The organism is Nonomuraea jabiensis (assembly GCF_014204795.1).
Classification (GTDB): Bacteria; Actinomycetota; Actinomycetes; order Streptosporangiales; family Streptosporangiaceae; genus Nonomuraea; species Nonomuraea jabiensis.
Map to the genome: position 1 here is coordinate 6,145,539 of NZ_JACHMB010000001.1, position 21,382 is coordinate 6,166,920.

A 21,382-nucleotide genomic window follows, 5' to 3' on the forward strand; every position below is an offset into this window, starting at 1 on the left:
CATCCTGCGTCGTGGCTGTTCCCCTACGGCCGGTCCCCCGGCCTGTCGACAACCTGGCTCTCCATGTTCGCGGTCCACACCGTCGGCGTGCCTGCCCTGACCGTCATCTTGCTGACGGGGAACGTACGATCGGCGACGGTCTCGCCATACGTCCCCAAGAACCGGTAGTCCTGCGCACTCACAATGATTTCGAAGCGCTCCCAGGCTCCCGTGTAGTCGAACGCGACCCCGTGGCGGCCTGCCGCGTCGATCGCGTCCTGCTTGACCGAAACCCCCTGGATCATGGGCAGCGCCCGGAACAACGCGGCCCGCACGTCGGCGACCAACGGCTGCTCGCCCAGCAACTGGGAGATCGTCCGGAAGATCCGCTCCTGCCTGGTCGCGTCGGCGTCGGCGAACTCCGTCACAGGGGTCGCATCGACGCTCGCCCCGATCCTGGCGATCATTTCCTCGGGGGTGACCGGCGCCCTGGCCAGGTCCGCGCCCGTGACGCCGGGGCCGTACTCCTCCGTGACGAGCTTGCCCCGTCCGTCGTCCAACGCGATCTGCTTGCCGTCCAAGCTGTGCCACGTCTCAAGAGTCATGCGCTTGTCGCGATCCACCTCGGGCTCCGGCTCCTTGCGGAGCGGAGCGATCGTCTGCTTCACGTACAGCCAGCGGCCCGGCGACGGCGTGATCTCGTACGGGTCGGTCTCGGCGCTCCTGGCCGCCTTGTCGCCGAGATCCCGAACGCCGGCGACCGGGGTGGTGGCAGGTTGTTCATCGCCGCGCACCGCGAGGACGCCCGCGCCGACGGCCAGCGCGACCGACGCAGCCAGCGCCAGACGCCAGGCCAGGCGCGGCCTGCGCCGCCTCGGCGGGGTCATCAGCGGGGGCATCGGCGACATGGGGACCGGCTCACGGATGGCCTGCAGCAACCGGGTGCGCGCCGCCTCCTTCGCCTCACCGGTGATCGCCGGGGTGGCCTCGAGGAACCGTCCGAACTCATCCATCATGCATCCTCTCTCGTATGATGGCCGGTGCCGAGGGCGGCCCGCGCCTGCTTGCGGGCCCGGTGCAGGCGCGAGCGCACGGTCCCGATCGGGATGTCGAGCGCCCGCGCCACCTCGTCGTAGGCCATTTCCGCCAACGCCACCAGCAGCAGCACGTCGCGATCACCACTGGCCAGACCCGTCAGCGCCCCCGCTAGCCGGCGATCCTCGGCCTGCGCGGCCACGCGCCCGATCACTGCATCGGCCATCGACTCAGGCGGCGGCTCCACGCCGGTGCGCGCCAGCGCCCGCAAGAAGCGCTCCTCATCGCGCCGCTGCCTGGCGATGAGGTTGGTCGCGATGCCGTACAGCCATGGCCTGGCCAGCGGCTGCGCGTGATCGTAGGAGGCGCGGCAGCGGAAGGCGGTCAGGAACGTCTCCGCCACGATGTCGTCGGCGGCCTGCACGCCCAGCCTCCGCGCGACATAGCGGTGGATCTGCTCGACATACCGGTCGAACACGCCGGCGAACTGCTCCGGGTCGTCGAGTGACCGGCGGATGAGCTCGGCGTCATCCGCCTCGACCATCTCCTCCGGTGGGGTTCGTGTCATGCCTGCTGTTTCCCGATGGGACGAATCGAGTTCTCGATGGCCACGAGCCCGGTGCGTGAACTCGTCCAGGACCTGCGGGCAACAACGGACCAGCCAATCTTTCCGTGCCCGAGAGGCCCACGATGACCTTACGCAATGCGCTCATGGCCGCCCTGCTGGCGGGAGCGGCCGCGGCAACCCCCACGCCCTCATCCGCCGCGCCCGCCGGCACCGGCACGTCGAACAGTGTGACGTTGATCACCGGCGACCGGGTGATGGTCGCCGGCAACGGCTTCCGCGTCGTTCCCGGCCCCGGCCGGCAGGTGGACTTCACCAGCCAGATGCGCCAAGGGCATCTGTACGTGATTCCGTCCGACGCCCGGACGCTGGTGGCCGGAGGCATGCTCGACCGGCGGCTGTTCGACGTCACCCAGCTGCTGGCCTGGCGCTATGACGATGCCCGCAGATCCGACATACCGCTGATCGCCCAGTCGGCGCAGGTGCCCGCGGCTGCCCGCCAGGCCCGGCAACTGGCCGGCGCCGGCATGACCACGCTGCGCGTGCCGAAGGAGAGCGCGGGCCAGGCGTGGAAGGACCTGACCAGCGGCGCCCGCGCCCTGGGCACCGCGAGGACGAAACTCTGGCTGGACGGCCGCCGCTCCTTCGACCTCGATCAGAGCGTCAAGCAGATCGGAGCGACCACGGCCTGGGGGCTCGGCCTGACCGGCAAGGGCGTCACCGTAGCCGTACTCGACTCCGGCTACGACCCCGACCACCCAGATCTGAAGGGAGCGGTGGCCTACGAACGCAACTTCAGCGAGGATCCTGACATCCGCGACACTCTCGGCCATGGCACCCACATCGCCTCGACCGTCGCCGGAGCCGGGCAGAAATACCGGGGCGTCGCGCCCGACGCCAAGCTGGCCATCGGCAAGGTCGGCGGCGAGGACGGCATCGCCGACTCCGCTGTGCTGGCGGGCATGGAGTGGGCCGCCCTCGAAGTCAAGGCCAAGATCGTCAACATGAGTCTCGGCGGGCCCGACACGCTGGAGCTCGACCCCCTGGAAGAGGCCGTCAATTCCCTGTCGGAGCGGACGGGCACGCTGTTCGTCGTCTCCGCCGGCAACAGCGGACGGCCCGGCACGATATCGAGCCCCGGCAGCGCCGACGCCGCTCTCACCGTCGGCGCGGTCGACAGGTCGGACCGGATCGCCGACTTCTCCAGCCGGGGACCGCGGCAGGGCGATCACGCGATCAAGCCGGACCTCACCGCGCCGGGCGTGGACATCGTCGCCGCGGCACCCGGCGGCGCCTACCAGACGCTCAGCGGCACCTCGATGGCCGCGCCACATGTGACGGGAGCCGCCGCGATCCTGGCCCAGAAGCACCCCGAATGGACCGGCCAGCAGCTCAAGGCGGCGCTCATCGGCAGCGCCGCGCCCTCGGCCGGTGCGACGCCGTACCAACAAGGCACCGGCCGGGTGGACGTGGCCCGCGCCGTCGACCAGCAGATAGTGGCCCTACCGGGCGATCTATGGGCCACCTTCCCCTGGAACGGCCAGGGCGAGCGGGTGGCCACCAGGACCCTCACCTACGCCAACACCGCAGACACCCCGGCCACCGTCGACCTGGCCGCCGAAGGGGAGACGCTGAAGCTGTCCACCCAGCGGCTGGAGGTGCCCGCGAAAGGCGAGGCGTCGCTCACCCTCACCGTCGATGCCCGCCAGAAAGCGCCGGGCGACTACCCCGGCGTCGTCACCGCCAGGTCCGGCCAGAGCGTGATCCGCACGCCGGCCGGCGCCTACGTCGAGCCGGAGTCGTACAACCTCACCGTGAGCGTCGTCGGCAGGGACGGCAACCCCGCCCATCCGTACGTCGAGCTGTACGACCCGAAGACCGGCGCCGTCCACGAACTCGCCTTCCAGAACGGCATCGGCAAGGCCCGCCTGCCCGTGGGCGAGTGGAATCTGTACGCCGACTTCAGCGAGCGGGCGTACGGCAAGACCGTCGCACACACCGCGGTGCGCATCGCCGACCGCGACCAGCAGGTGGTCGTGGACGCACGCAAGGGCAATCCGGCACGGGTCACACTGGACGATCCGAGCGCGGCCCCCGCACGCGGCCACTCGCTGAACCTGTCACACGGCGCCTGGGGCATCGCGAGCTGGTCGAGCGAGGACCCCAACACCAGGCTCTTCATCGTCCCCGCACGCCAGGAGGGCCTGCGCTACCTGCTGCGGACCATCTGGTTCAGCAAGGACGCCGTGCCGAGCCCGTACCTGTACGACCTCGCCGACCACCGCACCGGCGGGCTACCCGAAGATCCCACCTACGCCGCCAGGCAGAAGGACCTCGCCACGGTGAGCGCGACCTTCCGCGCGTCCGCCACAGCAGCCACCGGCCTGCCCCTCAGCGGCCCGCGCTTCCGCGACGACTGGCCGGTGTCCCTGGCCTCGCCGCCGCAGAACCTGGACCTGCCCGGTACGCTCACCTACTACCGCACGCCCGGCCTGACCTGGGACAGCCTGCTCGAGCTCGGCACGTACACCCTCGCCGACGACGGCCAGGCCATGAAGCCCGGACAGCACACCCGGCAAACCTGGAACGCCGCGGTGACCGGTCCCGCGACAGCCGGGATTCGCGGCAGCCGTACCGGGGATACGCTGACCTTCTCCACCGTCGGGCTGTTCACCGACTCCGCCCCTGGCAGGGTCGGAACGGACAGCGCGGCCACCGGCACCGCCACCCTCAGCCGGAACGGGCACGTGCTCGCCGAGGCACCCCTCGCCGGCTGCGCCCTCGACCGGTGGGAAAGCTGCCGCCTCCAAGCCGCGCTGCCGGCGGAGTCGAGCGTCTACACGTTGCGGGCGTCCACGCGCCGGCAAGTGCCCGGCTCCGCGCTGTCCACGGCGGTGGAAAGCGTGTGGACCTTCCGGTCAGCGCGTACAGAGACCGAGCGGCCGCTACCGCTGATGGCGGTGCGCTACGCGCCCCGCGGACTCGACGACCTCAACCGCGCCACGCCCGGCTCACTGACCGAACTGCCCATCAAGGTCGAGGGCGCTCCCTCCACGCTCAAGCTGGAGCTCTCCTCCGACGACGGCACGAGCTGGCGTACCATCCCGGTCCAGCGCACCGCCACGGGATGGACCGCCACGATACCCAACCCGCGCACGCCCGGGTTCGTCTCGCTGAGGGCTACTGCCCACGGCACGTCCGGCACCACCCTGACCCAGACGATCATCCGAGCCTACGCCGTCGGCCCGGCCTGACCTCGCAGGCCCGGCTCGTCCGCACCAAGACCCCGCCGTCGCTGCGCCCACGCGCTGCCGCTTCACATTCCGGACCAGCCAGGTTCCAAGGCGATGCGGTCGAGGTCGGGGGCCGGGGTCGTGTCGTTGTGGAACTTCACGGTGTTGGTGCCGGCCTTCAGCGTGACGGGCAGGCTGACCGTGTACGGGGTCTTGTTGCCCACGCCGTTCACCTTCACCTCGATCGGCGTCGCGCCGTTGACGGTGACGAAGTACGAGCGCGGACCGTTGACGGTGAAGTCGGCGTACAGCGTGTACCGCCCGGCGGTCTCGACGTTCACGTCCTCGAACAACACGTACGCGTCCGGCTCGCTGCCCTGGTCGGGGCCGCCGCCGATGTTGCGTACCTTCTGGCCGCCCGAGCAGGCCGCGCAGGCGGTGATCCCGGCCTGCCCGATCTTGTTGCGGGAGTCCTCGGCCTCGCGCATGAACACCCGGTCGGCCGGGCGCCTGCGCACCTGCAGTTGCCCGGTGACCGTGCCGGGACGGCCGAGCGAATGGAACGAGGCCTTGACCGGGATGTCGGTGGGTTCCACGTCCTTGCCGGGCGGTGAGGTGAGCGTCCAGGTGCCCGTCAGCGTCTGCCCGAGCCGTACGGTGTCGGCCGTGATCGCCTGGCCCTGAACCGTCCAGCCCGCCGGGACGTCCGGGGCCAGGGCGACCTGGTCGAGCACGTCGTCGCTGTCCAGGCGCAGGGTGGCCGTGACCTTCCACGTCTGCTGTCCGGGGCCTGCCCACTGCAGGCCGGAGGGGTCGACGGTCATGGTGGTCCTGGGCGTGTACGAGGCGGGCGGCATCGGGGCGACGGCGATGCGGTCCACTCCGGCGTCCCCGGACGGGGTGCCGGAGAGCGCGATCGTGTTGGCGCCCGCGTTCAGGGTGACGGGCAGGGCGGTGGACATGGGCACGTCCTTGACGCCGGCCGGCACCTGTACCTGGAGCGGGGCCGCGCCGTTGACGGTGATCGAGACGGTAGCGGGCGCGGTGGAGGTGTGGTCGAGCTGGAGGCGGTACTCGCCCGCCGCCGGAGCCGTCACGTCCCGGTAGGTCACGGTGCCGCGGCGCAGCCCGGTCACCTGGGCGCCGCCCGAGCAGGCGGGGCAGTCCTCGACTCGTGCCGTGCCGGAGCGGCGCTGCCGTTCGGCCTCCAGCGGCAGGGCGTCGCGCGAGAGCGGGTAGGACCTGGCGACCTGGATCTCGTCGATGCGCAGCTTGCGGTAGAAACGCGGGGCCTGCGCGCCCGCCCAGGTGCTGAGCACCTCCAGCTTCACATAACGGCCGTGCCGCTCGCCCAGGTCGATGACCTGCGTGCCGCGCGCGCTGGGCAGCACGCCGGACCGCGCCGGCGCGCCCCAGCGGCGGCCGTCGTCACTGACGTAGACGCGGTAGTCCTTGATCCGGGCGGAGTCCTCGGGCCGCCCGAAGGTGCTCCTGGCATGGGTGGGCGACCATTCGCGCTGGTTGACGGCCAGGTACGCCACCTTGTCCCGCCTGCCGAGATCCAGCGTCACGGATACCGGCAGGCGCCCGCCCGAGTCCCAGTAGCTCTCGAACGAGCCGTCCACCAGCGCCGGGGCCGAGGACCTGAGGGCTTTTCGAGGGTAGAAGCCTTGGCGGCCGGCCGTCTCGACCTTGAACACCGTGTCGTAGTCGTCCCACCGCGTGATGCCGAGGATCGTCAGATAGCCGCCGGACTGGGTGAAGCGCATCGGCTCGCCGGTGCGCAGGTCGCTGATCCCGGTGACCCGGTAACCGTTGTCGCGCAGGCGTACCTGGTCGGTGCTGGGCCTGGTGATCACGTGTACGTACTGGAGGTTGCCCGAGCGGGGCAGGGTGATCACGCCGTGCGCGCCGTCGTTCCAGGAGCCGGGCTGCATGCCGCCGTACATGTAGCCGCCGCCCTCGGTGGCCCGCAGCGACTCCTGGATCGGCGGCAGCCAGGTGGACATGAAGGCGTTGAACCTCTCCTGCTGCGGCGGGAACCTGCCGTTGACCATCGCGGTCTCGGCCATCAGCGACTTCATCGAGGAGCCGGCGTTGGTGACGTAGCGGCCGGTGGACAGGCGGAAGTCGACGGGGTGGTCGCCGCCGTCGTACCACCAGTCGCCGGTCGTGGGCAGCTTGTAGTCGGCCTCGACCAGGCGCGGCATCGGCGTCCAGGCCGCCTGCGGGTAGTCGTAGGCCGGGATCATGCCGGTCTTCTGCTCGTTGCTGACCGTGTCCATGATCGGGGTGTCGGTGTTGTTGTTGCTGAGCAGCCAGTCCGGGCGCTTGGCGCGGACCTTCTCGTACAGGCCGTTCTGCTGCCAGTACTCGTTCTCGTTGTCGATCCAGAAACCGGCCAGGTCCGGATACCTGTCCATGACCTCCAGGAACAGGTCGTAGCTGTACTCGCCGAACCCGGGCCGGGTGGTCAGGTCCACCTGGCGGCCCTTGTAGGCGGAGTAGGCGGCCGAGTCCAGCATCTCCACGCCCGTGTTGTCGTGCCACTGCGGGTCGTCGGTCATGTAGAGCATGATCCGTACGTTCTTCGCCCGGCCGGCCTCGACCAGCTCGCCGAGGAAGTCGCGGCGGGTCGAGCAGCTGCCCGGGACGGCCGACGGCCAGGGCCGCGCGTAGCCGAGCGCGCTGTGGAAGGTTGCCAGGACGATGTACGAGGCGCCCAGGTCACGGGCCTGGTCGATCCAGTAACCGGGGGTCCAGCCGCCGTCGGTGACGTCCTTCTCCCAGGCGGCGCAGTCCGTATGGCGGGGCGCGGTGAACATCCCCCAGTGCAGGAACAGGCCCGCCGTGGAGTCTCGTAACCACTGCTGGCGGGGGTGGACGACTTCGGCGTTGGCGGGCAGGGCCGTGAGCAGGCCGGCCAGCGCGACGAGGGCGACGACAAGGCGCAGTCGCATGTGAGACCTCCTACTTGGCGGCGCGCTGGACGGCGGCGACGGCGGTGGCGGCGGCGTCGCGCGGAGAGGACTGTCCGGCGAGCACGGAGCTCCACGCCTCGGCCACCGGCTTGCGCATCTGGGTCAGCTCGGTGCCGAAGCCGGGGATCAGGTACGGCACGCCGTGCTCCAGGGCCTTGTTGAACTGACTGTAGATCGGGTCCTTCATGCCTTCGGTATCGGCCAGGTCCTTGCGCACCGGCATGCTGCCCGCCTCCAGGGCGGCCAGCTCGCCTTTCTTGCTGAGGAACATGGCGGCGATGGCGTTGAAGGCGGCGTCCTTGTCCTTGGTGAACGCGCTGATGTGGACGTTGTCGCCGAACTGGTAGACCTTGGCGGGCGAGGTGGCGCCGGGCACGGGCACGACGCCGTACGTGAAGGAGGCGGTCTTCTTGGCGTTGCCGTACTGCCAGTTGCCGCCGACCACGAAGGCCATGCCGCCCGCGGTGAACTTCTGGAAGGCGACGTCAGGCGTCCAGGTGGCGGCGTCGCTGGGCACGTAGCCCTTCTCGGCCCAGCCGCCGACCAGCTTGAAGGCGTTCTCCAGGGCGGCGGCGTCGGGCTTGGCGTAGTCGAAGCCGTAGGCGGTGATGAAGGAGAAGGCGTTGACGTCCTGGTCGCCCTGACCGGCCAGGCCGATGCCGACGTACTTCTTGCCGATCTTCTCCAGGGCGGCGTTCAGCTCGTCCATCGTGGCGGGCGGCGCGATGCCCAGCTCGTCGAGGATCGTCTTGTTGTACCAGAGGGCCGTCGTGTTGTTGAAGCCCTGGACCCCGTACACCTTGCCGTCCTTCTTGATGACGTTGGCGTCGGGGATCTGCGCCTTGTCCTTGAACTTGTCGAACTGGGCGGTGAAGTCGGCGATCGCGCCGGCCTTGGCCAGTTGCAGCAGGTCGGCGCCGCCCTGGACGAACACGTCGGGACCCTGCCTGGTGGCCGCCTGGGAGATCACCTTCTGGGTCAGTTGCTCGGCGGGCACGTACACGGCGTTCAGCGGCTTGGCCGGCTTGGCCTTGGCGTAGACGTCGTTCAGGTCCTTGGTGAACTTGGCGGTGGCGGGGATGCCCTGGGCGTAGTAGTGCCAGAAGGTGATTTTTCCCGATGAACCGGACGTCCCGCAGGCGGCGAGGACGCACAGGGCCGTCACACCGCCCAGGACGCGGAGTCTTGCAGAGATCAACGGACGCTTCCCATCGTGATACCGCCGACCAGCAGCCGCTGCCCGAACAGGTAGATCAATACGGTCGGGACCGAGACCAGGACGGAGACCGCCATGAGGCCCGGCCAGTTCACTCCGTAGGAGGACATTTGCTGCGCGAGCAGCGCGCTGACCGGGTACTGGCCCGGGTCGCTGAGAAAGGTGATCGCGTACAGGAACTCGCCCCACGCGCCGATGAAGGTCAGGGTGGCGACGGTGGCGATCCCGTTGCGGGTGATCGGCAGCACGATCTTCACGAACCGCTGCCACCTGCTCGCGCCGTCGCTGGCCGCGGCCTCCTCGACGGCGATCGGCACGCCGGTGAAGAACGGCCGCAGCAGCAGCATGCTGAAGGGCAGGTTGGTCGCCGCGATGGCGATCGCGACGCCGTACAGGTTGCCGATGAGCCCCCACTGGGCCAGCAGCCGGTTCAGCGGGATGAGGGTGGAGGTGGCCGGCACCATCTGCAGGACGATCAGCGCGGCCAGCCCGCCGGTCACCACCGCGCCGTTGAGCCTGGCCAGGCCGTACGAGGTGGGTACGGCGACGACGAGCACGATGACGGTGGTGGACACCGCTATGATCACCGAGTTGACCGCCGCGGTGGCGAAGCCGCCGTTCCACACGTCGATGTAGGCCTGGAGCGTCGGCTTGAAGACGATGGCCGCCGATCCGGCGAACACGTCCTTCAGGCTCTTGAACGAGGTGGCCAGCAGCCAGTACAGCGGCAGCGCGTAGACCGCCAGCAGGACGACGCAGCCGACCACGGTGACCGCCGTGTTGCGCCTGGCATCGGTCATGTCTGCTCACCTCGGTTCATCCGCAGGTAGACGGCGCTCAGGAACAGCACGATGACCAGCGACAACGTGGCGGTGAACGAGCCCTGGCCGAACTCGTAGAACTTGAACGCCTGCTGGTAGCCCAGGTACGGCAGCGTGGTCGTCGAGGTGCCGGGACCGCCGCTGGTCATCACGAAGATGAGGTCGAAGGAGCGGAAGGCGTTGATCACCACGAGCACGCCGAGGATGGAGATGACCGGGCGCATCAGCGGCAGCACGATGTGCCTGGTCGCCCTCCAGCCGTCCGCGCCGTCGAGCGCGGCGGCCTCCAGCAGCTCCTCGGAGACGTCCAGCAGCGCCGCCCGCAGCACCAGGGCGCAGAACGGCACCACCATCCAGGCGTTGACCAGCCCGAGCACCACGATCGCCAGCGTGCCGTTGGCCAGCCAGGGGATCGGCCGGTCGACCACGTGCAGCCACAGCAGGACGGAGTTCACCGGACCGCCCGACTCCAGCAGGAACTTCCACAGGTTCCCGGCCACCACCGCCGGCAACGTCCAGACGAACACCATCACGCCGAGCGTCACACTGCTCAGCCGGGTGCGCGGGCGCAGCGTCAGCGCGGCGGCGAACCCGCCGGCCAGCCCGACCACGAGCACGATCACGACGATGACCAGCGTCTGGAGCACCACGCGACCGAACGACGGATCCTCGACGACCCTCCACATGTTGTCGAGCCCGTTGGACGGCCGCTCGCCCAGCAGGTTCTCGGCGGTCACGTCGGAGAAGGCCGTACGGATCAGGTCGATGAGCGGGTAGACCGACAGCACCGCGAGGTACACGGCGCCCGGAAGCAGGAACAGCATGGTCCTGCGGCCGAACAGCACGCGGTTGGCCGGGCCTGTCACCATCGCCGGACCTTCGCGCGCTCGCCGGTGCGCGCGGAGTCCAGCGCGGCCTCCAGCATCGCGACGCTGCGGGCGTTGTCGGCGGCCGGCGAGGTCGGCTCGCCGGAGCCCTCGACCGCGTCGAGGAAGGCCCGCAGCACCCCGGCCCGTTCGAACAGCGGCAGCTCGGGCACCTCGACCGCGCTCACGTTCCCGTCCGCGTCCGTGATCGACACGCTCCGGTGGTCGTCCGGCGCGGCTCCCCACTGCAGCAGCCCCTCGTCACCGGAGATCCGCCACACGCCTGGCCATGGCGTCTGCGGGCCGACCCCTTGGCTGGACAGCACGTAGTCGATCGTGAGCCCGCCGTCCAGCTCGACGATGAGGCTCGCCCCCGGGGTGCGGTCCTGGGCCGTGCGCACCGGCGTGACCGGCACGCACGTGATCGCCACCCCCTCCCGCCCGAACAGGTGCCGCATCAGGTCGAAGTGGTGGATGGCCAGCTCGACCAGCGCGTTGGAGTCCCGCACGCCGGAGTGGTGGCGGTGCCATTCGAGGGAGACCCGGCGGATCGTGCCGACGGCCCGCCGCTCCAGCAGGTCGCGTACGACCGGGACGCCGGGGAAGAGCCGGTAGTTCTGGTCGATGGCGAAGACCAGGCCCTTGCGCTCCGCGAGGCCGGCCAGCTCCCTCGCGGTGGCGGTGTCCAGGGTGAACGGCTTCTCCAGCAGCAGGTGCGCGCCGGCCTCCAGGACCTGCCGGGCGACGGCCGCGTGCGCGCCGATCGCGACCGGCGCGATCGCGGCCACGGCCCCGGTCGCCGCCAGCGCCTCCTCGACGCCGGCGTACACCTCGCCGCCGGTGAACGCGGCCCGCGCCTCGGGGGAGGCGTCCACCCAGCCGACCACGTCGGCGTCGGGGAGCTGCGGCAGGATGTTCGCGGCCCAGTCGAGGCCCCAGGGGCCCAGGCCGATCTGGATGAGATCCGTCATGCCTGCACCCACCAGTTCTTCGGGTACTCCCCTGACCTGGTGCTCTTCGGCTGGGGCTGCGCGGACGGGGCCGCCCACCGTACGGCGTTGGCCAGGATGCGCCTGATCTCGGGCTGGAAGTAGATCGGCGCCTCCTCGTGCCCGGGGGCGAAGAAGAAGACCCGGCCTCTGCCCCGGTGCCAGCCGCAGCCGCTGCGCAGCACCTCGCCGCCCTCGTAGGAGCTGATGAAGACCAGCTCGTCCGGCGCGGGGATGTCCAGCGGCTCGCCGTACATCTCGCCGCTGGGGATGACCACGGGGTTGGGTACGCCGGCGACGATCTCGTGGCCCGGCAGGACCGTCCACAACAGCTCGCTGTCACCGTGCCGCCAGCCGGTCATCGCACCGGACGTGCCCAGCAGGGCCTTGGCGATCTTCGACCCGATGGCCGAGTGGAGGATGAGCAGCCCCATGCCGTCCAGCACCCGCCGCCTGACCCGCTCGACCACCTCGTCGACGACCTCGTCGTCCTTGAGATGGCTCCACCAGAGCAGGACGTCGGTGTCGTCCAGGACCTCGGGGCCCAGACCGTGCCCGGGTTCCTCCTGGAGCGCGACGCGCACCTCGGCGCCGGGGTCGAGATGTTCGATCAGCGCCTGTCTCAGCACGGTGTGCAGGCCGTCCGGATACACCGAGGACACGCTCGGATACGTCCTCTCCTCGAAGAACTCGTTCCACACGGTCACCTTCATGCGATCCCTCCGAGCTCGATACATCGGAGGTATCGTAGAAACCCTCCCCATATTATGCAAGCGTTCTTCATAATAGGATATGGTCGAGCCGAGATCATGACCAGGGGCGATGACTCGGCTGTCGAGTCAGGACCAAGGCGTAGTGAAGGGGTGGGATGACGAAGTCCTCCGATGCCACGCGGCGCGTCGTCCATCTGCGGTCCGCGGGTACCGCGCTGATCCTCGACCTCCGGCAGACCGGGCTGCCCACGGTGGTCCACTGGGGCGCCGACCCCGGGCCGTGCGACGAGGCCGAGCTGGAGGCGGTGGCGGAGGCCGCCGTCCCGCCGCACGTCATCAACCTCGTCGACGGGCCCGTCTCCCACTCGGTGCTGCCGGAGGGGCACACCGGGTGGTTCGGCATCCCGGGCCTTTCCGGTTCGCGCGGGGGCCAGGCGTGGGCGCCGCGCTTCACCGTGAGCGAGGCCGTCCAGGAGGGGCGGCGGCTGACCGTCGAGGCGGCCGATCCGGCCACCGCGCTCGGGCTGCGGCTCACCGTCGAGCTGACGGGCAGCGGGCTGGTCCGGCTGCGCACGGCCGTACGCAACGACGGGAACGACGACTGCCGCGTGGACGCCGTGTCGGCCGTGCTGCCGGTGCCCGACCGGGCCGTGGAACTGCTCGACCTGACCGGCCGCTGGTCGCAGGAGCGGCAGCCGCAGCGCGGGCCGTTCCCCGTCGGGGTGCACCTGCGCGAAGGACGCCGGGGCAGGACCGGGGCGGACGCGGCGACCGTACTGGTGGCGGGGACCACCGGGTTCGGGTTCCGGTCGGGGGAGGTGTGGGCGGTGCACACGGCCTGGAGCGGCAACCACCGCACCTGGGCCGAGCGTACGGGCGAGGGCTTCAGGACGCTCGGCGGCGGCGAGTCGCTGCTGCCCGGCGAGATCGTCCTGCGGCCGGGGGAGAGTTACCAGACGCCCGAGCTGTACTTCGGCTGGGCGGACGGGCTGGACGAGCTGGCCGCCCGCTTCCATCGGCACCTGCGCGAACGGCCCGGACATCCCCGCTCACCCCGGCCGGTGAACCTCAACGTGTGGGAGGCCGTCTACTTCGACCACGACCTCGGCAAGCTCCTCACGCTGGCCGAGCGCGGAGCGGCGATCGGGGTGGAGCGGTTCGTGCTGGACGACGGCTGGTTCCACCACAGGAACGGGCCGGACCGGGGGCTGGGCGACTGGTTCGTCGACGAACGGACCTGGCCCGGCGGCCTGCATCCGCTGGTGAACCGGGTCAAGGAGCTCGGCATGACGTTCGGGCTGTGGTTCGAGCCGGAGATGATCAGCCCGAACTCCCAACTCGCCGTCGAGCACCCCGAGTGGATCCTGCGGGCCAGGCCCCAGCTCCCACCGGCCTCACGCTGGCAGCAGGTGCTCGACCTGGCCGAGCCGGAGGCGTTCGCGTACGTGCTCGAGCGGATGTCCGACATCATCGCCGAATACGGCGTCGGCTACCTCAAGTGGGACCACAACCGCGACCTGATCGAGGCGCCTGGCGTCCACCGGCAGACCCTGGCCGCCTACCGGCTGATGGACGAACTGCGCGCCGCGTTCCCCGGCCTGGAGATCGAGTCGTGCTCCTCCGGCGGCGCCCGCGTCGACCTCGCGATCCTGGAGCACACCGACCGGGTGTGGGCCTCCGACTGCATCGACCCGCTCGAACGGCAGTCCATCCAGCGCTGGACCAGCCAGCTCATCCCCCTCGAACTCATCGGCGGGCACGTCGCCTCGGCCGTCTCGCACACCACCGGCCGGCGCCACGACCTCGCCTTCCGGGCGATCACCTCGCTGTTCGCCCACTTCGGCCTGGAGCTCGACCTGACGGCACTCGACGACGCCGAGACCGCCTCGCTCGCCTCGTGGATAGCGCTGTACAAGCACTACCGGGAGTTGCTGCACTCCGGCACACTCGTCCGCGACGAGCACCCGTCCACCGGACGCTGGCTGACCGGGGTGGTCACGCCGGAACTGGCGCTGTACTCGGTGGCCGCCGTGCGCCGCTCCCGCGAGGAGCCCGCCGGACGGATGACGTTTCCCGGGCTCGACCCGGCCCGCCGGTACGCGATCCGCCTGGTCGGGCCGGACCGCGACGACCTCGGCAACCCGCCCCGCTGGCTGGACTCCCCGGCCGTGTTCGGCGGCGCGACCCTCGCGACGATCGGCGTACGACTGCCGAGCCTGCTTCCCGAGACGGCGATGCTGATCGAGGTCGCGGTGGTCCCGTAGCCCCCGTCTCCACCCCAGCCCTTGCTGCCGGGGACGGGCGTACGGACCAGACTGTAGGAGACGGAAAGGAGCAGGTTCCATGGCAGGACCGGCGACCCAGCTCAGCGGCGACGCCTCCGTGCTGCGCACGCTCAACCTGCGGTCGGTGCTGCGCGTGCTGTACGGCGGCGGGAAGAGCCACACCATCACCGAGATCGCCGCCGCCGCCAGCGTCTCGCGCCCCACCGCGAACCAGGCGATCTCCGACCTTCTCGCCGCGGGCTGGATCCGGCACTCCCCGCAGACCGCCGGCGCCAAGGACGGGCCGGGACGACCGGCGCAGCGCTTCGAGTTCCGCCCCGGCGCGGGCCACGTGCTGGGCGTGGACATAGGCGGCCACAAGGTGCTGGCGCTGGTCAGCGACCTGTCCGGCGAGATCGTCGCCGAACGCCGGGCGACACTGCGCCCGTCCTCACCAAGGTCCAGACGGCTGGCGATCATGAACCAGGCGATCGCCGAGGCCCTGGACGCGGCCGGGCTGCCGGCGGCGGACATCTCCTGCGCGGCGATCGCCACCCCCGGCGTGGTCGGCCCCGACGGCAAGGTCGCCCACGCCCCGGCCATCCCCGACTGGGTGGGCGTCGACCTGGGCGAGCACGTCCGCAGCCGGTTCGGTGTCCCGACGCAGGTCTTCAACGACATGCGCATGGCCGCGCTCGCCGAGCACTGGAAGGGCGTGGCGCGCGACGCCTCCGACGTGGTGTACGTCCACGTCGGCCGTCGCATGGGCACCGGCCTGCTGGTCTCGGGGAGGCCGCACGCCGGCCGGCACGGCGCCGCCGCCGAGATCGGTCTCTGGCGCGGCCTGCCGTGGGCGCACGCCTACGAACGACTGCTGGAGCTGGCCCCCGGCAGAGCACCGGCCCCCGAAGCGCCGGACGAGCGCGGTGACGCGATCCAGGCCGTCTTCGAGGCGGCCAGGGCGGGCGACGCGGCCGCCCAGTCCGGCATCGAGGCGTTCGCCGACCTGCTCGTCAAGGGCCTGGCGCCGGTCATGGTGACGATCGACCCCGAACTGGTGATCATCGGAGGTGGCATCTCGGCCGCCGGGGAGGCCATCCGCGAGCCGGTGCGCATCAGGGTCGAACGCGAGACGGACTTCCCTCCGAAGGTAGTCTGCTCGGTGCTGGGCGACCACTCCGCCGCGATCGGCGCGGTGCGCAGCGCGCTCGACGTGGCCGAGGAACGCCTCTTCTCCGGCCTGAAGCCGCCCTGACACGGGTTCAGGGACCCCCTCCGCAGCCGTCTGGCCGCCCCAGGTGGTCTCAGGCCGGGACCAACTGCCATTGCTGGTTGGCGCCGCCGTTGGAGGTCCACTGCACGACCTGGGCACCGTCGGAGGTCGACGCGCCGTACACGTCTGCCAACAGCCCGCTGCTGTAGCTGACGATCGTGTAATAGCCGTCGCCGGTGGACCGCAGGTACCACAGCTGGTTGGTGCCGCCGTTGGCGGTCCACTGCTGTAGTTGCAGCCCTTCGGTCGTACTGCCGCCGTTGACGTCGAGGACCTTGCCGGTGGGGACGTAGCGCAAGGTGTACGCACCGCCCTGACCGCTGGTGACGGTCCACGCGGCGGAGCCGGACTGCTGTACGGCCTTGGCGCCGTCGGCGGAAGAGCCGCCGGCCACGGCGAGCGGCTTGCCGCTGTTGCGGTTGACGATACGGTAGGCCGCGCCCGACACCGGGCCGCCCGAACCGGACCCGAGATTGAAGTACTCGACCGCGTCGGTGAACGTCGTGGCACCCGACTTGGTGGTCGTCAGTATCAGGTACACCCGTGAGCCGCCGGCAGGTGTGGTGAAGGTGATCGGCTGGGTGACCCGTGAGCCGAGCGGGATGTTCAGTGTGGTCTGCCCTGACGCGATTACGGTGCCCTCGGGCCGGTCAAGCCGCGCCGACCAGGAGAATCCGACTGAGGTGCCGCGGAGGTCGTCGTTGAAGACGGTGATGTCGCGGGTCACGGAGGTGTTCTGGGGGTAGGTGCTCACGGCCTGCGGCAGCGGGAAGGTGCCGTTGGCGTCGGAGATCCCGGACGCCGACCAGTAGGGCAGGTCGATCGCCGCGACCGGATTGAACGCGGCCTGGACGCGCTGGATCTGGGGGTTGCTCCAGGGATCGGGCAGGTTGTCCGCGCCGTAGACGGCGCGGCCGCCCTCCTCCGGCACGAAGTCCGTGGTACGCACGCCGGGCACGACACTGGCCCACGCGGACAGCAGCGTGTACGGGCGCAGGTCGGCGGCGTCCTTGGCACGCTTGGCGGCCGTCGCCGTGGCGAACCACATGAAACCCTGCTTGGTGTTGCACTTGTTCCAGATGTACTCGCCCTCGCCGTCGGGTCGGCCGGTGACGGGCGCCACCCGCTCACCGTACTGTCCGACGCCGTCGAGGTAGTGCGAGAAGACCGCGAAGTTGGCGTACCTCATGTTCGGGTACCTGCTGGGCGAGTCGGCGCCGGGCGCGGCGTCGAGGCTGACCGGGCGGGTGCCGTCGTTGCCGTTCATCGCCGCGTAGAGATCCTGCTCGAACTGCTCGGAGTCATTGCCGAAGGTCGGTTCGTTGGCCTGGCTCCAGCGGATGACGGCGGGATGGTTGCGGTCCCGCAATGTGAGCGCGCGGGCGTGCGCGACCATGTGGTCATGCCCTGCGACGAAGTCCTGGGCGCTACCGCGGATGCCGGTCTCGTCGATGATCATCAGGCCCATCTCGTCGGCCACGTCAAGCATGTACGGGCTGGCCGGCTCCTGGTGGATGCGCACCACGTTGTAGTTGAGCCGCTGGTAGTTGTCCACGGCCTGCGGCCAGCCGCCGTTGCTCGCCGAAGGCGGGAGGAAGCCGGGCAGCGTGTCGTAAGCGTCGCCCTTGCCTCCGTTGTCGACCCGGTCGTAGTCCGCACCCTGCAGGCTGTCACCACGGAAGTTCACCCGGACGCCGTTGATGTAGTAGTACTCGCCGTTCTGTGTGGTCTCCCGGAACCCGAACCGGTACGTCGCGTCACTTGTCCGGCCGTCGTCGGTCGCCGCGCGAACCTTGAGACGGTGAAGCTGCGCTCGATACCCCGATCGGTATGGGACGTTCGGCCACCAGTACGAGGTGCTGCCGAGGTCCCACGGGAGGGAATCGACCGTGACCTTGGCCGTCGACCGCGCCCCCACGGTCACGGTGCGGGCCGTCGGCGCCGGGTAACTGAACGTCCCGCCGCCGTCCGAGGATAACTCGCCGGTCACCGTCACCGATCGAGCGCTGCTCGAGGTGTTGGTCACCCACACGTCGTAGCCGAGGGTCTGATTCGCTACCGACGTGCGGATGAACGTGTCACTGACGTACACGGCCGGATACACCCGCAGGAACGCGGAGCGGAAGATGCCCTGCGGGACCGCCTCGGACCAGTCGGCGGCCACGGGCACGATGTACTTGCCGTTCGCCGGGTTCTTCAGCGCGCCGCGGCCCTTCACGTCAACGGTGATCGTATGAGTGGTGCCCGGGGCGGCGTAGGCGCTGATGTCGAACTTGGATGGGGTGAAGGCCGTGGTCTGCGTCGCGACCACCCGGCCGTCCACCGACAAGGTCGCCTGGTGGTTCACGGCGCCGAACTCGATCCACGTCGACTGCGGCTGCCCTGAGTCCGGCACCGTCACCGTACGCGAGTACACCGCCTGGGACACATCGGTGAAACCCTGCTTGTACCAGCCACCTCCGGGCACCTTGATCGACGTCGTCGACCGGCCCGCCGGGGTGAAGCTCCACGTCCCGGCGAGATCAACCGAGGCGATCGCGGCATTGCCCGCGGTGAAGCCGTCGATGTCCCCAGCGGCGGCGGCAACCGTCGCGGTGGACTCCGACGGCGCAGACTGCTGTGCCACCGCAGCCGGCTGAGTCCCGAACATCGCGACCAGGAAGACCGCCATCACAGCTGGCCACCTGCTCACCGAACGTCGAGGACGGGAGGAGGGATCGCTCCGCTTCATGGGTAATCCTTTCGGGTGAATCCCTTGTGTGATGCACTTCTCGGTCCGGCCGCCGCCCGGGACGCCATCCAGCGGCGGCGTGCAGGCGTCCGTCCGTCACGCTCGCGGTGATCGTGCCGTCGCCGTTCGTCTGCGATGATCGACGGCTTGATGGGGACACACTGTCTCCTGGCAAGGGGAGAGTCGTATCGATTCGACGGCATCGCCGGACATCAGACGTACGTCCCGGGGTCCCTCCTGTCAAGGCTCACGGTTCCGCAGAGATGGGATTACTTCGGGCCATACTGTTCCACTACAGGCCATTTCACGTCAGGAAGGTCCGGCGTTATGTAACTTTCAGCCCGCGTCAGATACCTCGTACATAGGATGTGTCAGCGGTTTCGAGATCGAGAACCGGAAGCGCATGCGGACATCTCTAGAAAATCGATTCGATGCCATCGGGCAGTGGGGCTTGGTCGAACGCGCGGGACTCGGCCTGCTGATGCGCAGGCCGGTGTCCGAACCGCCGCCGGGAGGGAACGGCGCAGCGCGCATGCGGTCAAGCATCCGCGCCCAGAGCCTTCGACTCGCCCAGCAGCCGCAGGAATGGGCGGACGGTGTTGTACTTGTCGACCAGCGCCGCCCGCAGCACGGTCCGACTGCACGCCGCACCGATCATGACCCTGCCGGCGGTTTCGGGTAAGACAGCTCCATCGGAATGAGGGCAGACGGGTACGCACACCTGCTCACACTCTCGGGGCCCTAAAGGGAATCCGCGCTTTTCGCCATCAATGACCGCGGTTGGCGGCGCAGCTCACGGGAGGCGGAGCGGGCAACGTGATCGGTTGCTGCTGCCGGTACTGTTCCAGGTCGATGAGGTTCCCGTTGATTGCGTTGCGCCTGTGGAGCTCCGCCCAGTACACCGGGTCGAGGAAGATCGCGGGGTTCCACAGCGACTGTGTCAGCTCCGTCGGTTGCCCCAGGTACAGCACGGCGTCGGCCAGCTTTCCCAAGGGGAGGCCGCACAGCCGCGGCGCGTCCATGAACTGCCCTGCGTCGGTGGATTCCAGCCAGTTGCCCGAGCACGGGATCACGGTGCGCCGTGGACAGGTCGCCAGGCGGGGATGGCTGCCGGTCACGATCACGTAGACGTGCCGGCCGGTCTGTTCCTCGATCAGAGGGACTGCGTGGTCGGCGTTCTGTCCCGGCTGCGGCGAGTGCATCACGTGCCCGCTGCCGTAGCAGATCAGTGCCCGGCGCTTCTTGGCGAGCACTTCCCGTTTCACCACTGACGCCATGTGGGCGTCACGCTGGGCGAGAAAGGCATCCACTTGGTCTTGGGTGGTGATGCGGGACCAGTCGATCGGCGGATCCCCGAGCAGCACCCGGATCCTTCGCCGCGCGGGCAGCGTCCAGTTGACCGCGCGGACCGTCCGGAAGAACTGTTCACGGATCGGGTGGTCGCCGGTGGCCCCGGGCGACTGCGTGGTGTTGCGCCAGACCTGTCGCAGCGCGTGGTCGTCCACGGCCCCACCGGCGACGAACCGGTCGACGATCGGCTGGTACAGCGCATTGCCGAACTCGACGACGATGTCGTCGACCACCTGCGGCAACCGCGGATCCGCAAGCAGCATCTGCTGCGCGTCACCGTGTTCCTGCTGGCCGTGTGACTCACCGATCGCAACGAGCCGGTGGCGCTCGAAGGCCGCGAGCACCGCCTGGGTGAGGTCGCGTGCGACCACCTCGGCGCTGCCCGTCAAGCTGCCCGTCAAGCTGCCCCTCATGCTGCTCGTCGAGCTGGTGGTCAGGATTGCGCCGGTTGCCGTACTGGCACCGGTGAGCGCGAGGAACCTACGCCGCGTCAACCGTGCATCGTTCACGTCTGGTCCTTCCTGAAGGGGGATGCCGCTCATGGACGCCTTCCGGGGACGGTTGTACGGCACGGCCGGTGTCGGCCGGGTGTCAGCTGCCGACACCCGGCCGACACCGGCTCCCTGGCATGGTGAGCAGTGCGGAACGCGGTGGACGGGACGGCACCACCACCGGGCGAGAAGGAGGACACACGTGCGAGTTCTGGTCGTCGAAGACTTCGAGGTCCTGGCCAGGACGATCGGGACCGGGTTACGCCGCGAGGGCATGGCCGTGGACGTCGTTCTCAACGGCGATGACGCTCTGGCCCGCCTCGCTGGCACCCGGTACGACGTGGTGGTGCTGGACCGCGACCTGCCCGGCACATCCGGCGACGAGGTGTGCCGTGACATCGCCGCCGGCGGCTCCGGGTCGCGGGTGCTGATGCTCACCGCCGCAGGCACCGTACGGGACAGGGTCGAGGGCCTGAGCCTGGGCGCCGACGACTACCTGGCCAAACCGTTCGACTTCACCGAACTCGTGGCCCGCGTGCGCGCGCTGGGGCGCCGCTCGGCGCCCGCCGTGCCTCCGATCCTCCGTGCGGAAGATCTGATGCTGGACCCGAGCCGGCGGACGGCCTTTCGCGGCGGGCGGCGCTTGGAGCTCACCCCGAAGGAGTTCGCCCTGCTGGAATGCCTGCTGGCCGCCGGTGACCGGGTGGTGTCCGCGGAGGAGCTGCTGGAACGGGTCTGGGACGAGGCCGCCGACCCGTTCACCACGGCCGTCAAGACGACGGTGCGCCGGTTGCGGGCCAAACTCGGCGAACCTCCGGTGATCGAGACCATCCGTGAGGGCGGCTACCGGATCGGAGTCCCGCGATGAATCCGGC

At 69.9% G+C, this 21,382-nt stretch carries 14 protein-coding genes; 4 read left to right on the forward strand and 10 right to left on the reverse strand.

The annotated features are described in order from the left end of the window. Nucleotides 1-23: 23 nt before the first annotated feature. Together HD596_RS28265 and HD596_RS28270 are read right to left on the reverse strand one after the other, a co-directional pair. Complete coding sequence (locus HD596_RS28265) at nt 24-995, reverse strand: CU044_5270 family protein (RefSeq protein ID WP_185072339.1); 972 nt, start codon at nt 993-995, stop codon at nt 24-26. Continuing rightward, the gene (locus tag HD596_RS28270) at nt 992-1,582 is read right to left on the reverse strand and encodes an RNA polymerase sigma factor (RefSeq protein WP_185072340.1); all 591 of its coding nucleotides are present in this window, start codon (nt 1,580-1,582) and stop codon (nt 992-994) included. Before HD596_RS28270 ends, HD596_RS28265 begins: the two co-directional genes overlap by 4 nt. Nucleotides 1,583-1,704: 122 nt before the next feature. On the opposite strand from HD596_RS28270, the gene HD596_RS28275 reads away from it, so the two are divergent. After that, entirely contained in the window at nt 1,705-4,833 is a 3,129-nt protein-coding gene (locus tag HD596_RS28275) for a S8 family serine peptidase (RefSeq protein WP_185072341.1), read from the forward strand. Between the two features lie 62 nt (nt 4,834-4,895). On the opposite strand, the gene HD596_RS28280 is transcribed toward HD596_RS28275, so the two are convergent. The 6 genes from HD596_RS28280 to HD596_RS28305 are packed head-to-tail and all read right to left on the reverse strand — an operon-like array spanning nt 4,896 to nt 12,398. Then, a complete protein-coding gene (locus tag HD596_RS28280; protein WP_185072342.1) occupies nt 4,896-7,772 on the reverse strand; it encodes a CBM35 domain-containing protein in 2,877 nt (958 codons plus the stop codon). A gap of 10 nt (nt 7,773-7,782) precedes the next feature. Further along, the gene (locus tag HD596_RS28285; protein ID WP_185072343.1) at nt 7,783-8,991 is read right to left on the reverse strand and encodes an ABC transporter substrate-binding protein; all 1,209 of its coding nucleotides are present in this window, start codon (nt 8,989-8,991) and stop codon (nt 7,783-7,785) included. After that, nucleotides 8,988-9,809 (reverse strand): carbohydrate ABC transporter permease, encoded by an 822-nt coding sequence (locus HD596_RS28290; RefSeq protein ID WP_185072344.1) that lies wholly within the window; start codon nt 9,807-9,809, stop codon nt 8,988-8,990. Before HD596_RS28290 ends, HD596_RS28285 begins: the two co-directional genes overlap by 4 nt. Continuing rightward, nucleotides 9,806-10,699 carry a carbohydrate ABC transporter permease gene (locus HD596_RS28295; RefSeq protein WP_185072345.1) on the reverse strand — a complete coding sequence of 298 codons (894 nt, stop codon included), beginning with the start codon at nt 10,697-10,699 and terminating at the stop codon, nt 9,806-9,808. The genes HD596_RS28290 and HD596_RS28295 overlap by 4 nt, the downstream gene beginning before the upstream one ends. Next, nucleotides 10,693-11,667: a Gfo/Idh/MocA family protein gene (locus HD596_RS28300; protein ID WP_185072346.1), complete on the reverse strand. Its 975-nt coding sequence runs from the start codon at nt 11,665-11,667 to the stop codon at nt 10,693-10,695. Before HD596_RS28300 ends, HD596_RS28295 begins: the two co-directional genes overlap by 7 nt. Further along, nucleotides 11,664-12,398, reverse strand: coding sequence for a ThuA domain-containing protein (locus HD596_RS28305; protein WP_185072347.1), 735 nt, complete (start codon nt 12,396-12,398; stop codon nt 11,664-11,666). Before HD596_RS28305 ends, HD596_RS28300 begins: the two co-directional genes overlap by 4 nt. Nucleotides 12,399-12,553: 155 nt before the next feature. Between HD596_RS28305 and HD596_RS28310 the strand changes: the two genes are divergently transcribed. Together HD596_RS28310 and HD596_RS28315 are read left to right on the forward strand one after the other, a co-directional pair. After that, complete coding sequence (locus HD596_RS28310; RefSeq protein ID WP_185072348.1) at nt 12,554-14,662, forward strand: alpha-galactosidase; 2,109 nt, start codon at nt 12,554-12,556, stop codon at nt 14,660-14,662. 79 nt (nt 14,663-14,741) lie between these two features. Further along, entirely contained in the window at nt 14,742-15,917 is a 1,176-nt protein-coding gene (locus tag HD596_RS28315; RefSeq protein WP_185072349.1) for an ROK family transcriptional regulator, read from the forward strand. Nucleotides 15,918-15,966: 49 nt separating this feature from the next. On the opposite strand, the gene HD596_RS28320 is transcribed toward HD596_RS28315, so the two are convergent. Together HD596_RS28320 and HD596_RS28325 are read right to left on the reverse strand one after the other, a co-directional pair. Continuing rightward, complete coding sequence (locus tag HD596_RS28320; protein ID WP_246556984.1) at nt 15,967-18,606, reverse strand: RICIN domain-containing protein; 2,640 nt, start codon at nt 18,604-18,606, stop codon at nt 15,967-15,969. 827 nt (nt 18,607-19,433) lie between these two features. Continuing rightward, nucleotides 19,434-20,525: a hypothetical protein gene (locus HD596_RS28325; protein ID WP_185072351.1), complete on the reverse strand. Its 1,092-nt coding sequence runs from the start codon at nt 20,523-20,525 to the stop codon at nt 19,434-19,436. Between the two features lie 184 nt (nt 20,526-20,709). On the opposite strand from HD596_RS28325, the gene HD596_RS28330 reads away from it, so the two are divergent. Then, entirely contained in the window at nt 20,710-21,375 is a 666-nt protein-coding gene (locus tag HD596_RS28330; protein ID WP_185072352.1) for a response regulator transcription factor, read from the forward strand. The last annotated feature ends 7 nt before the right edge of the window (nt 21,376-21,382 follow it).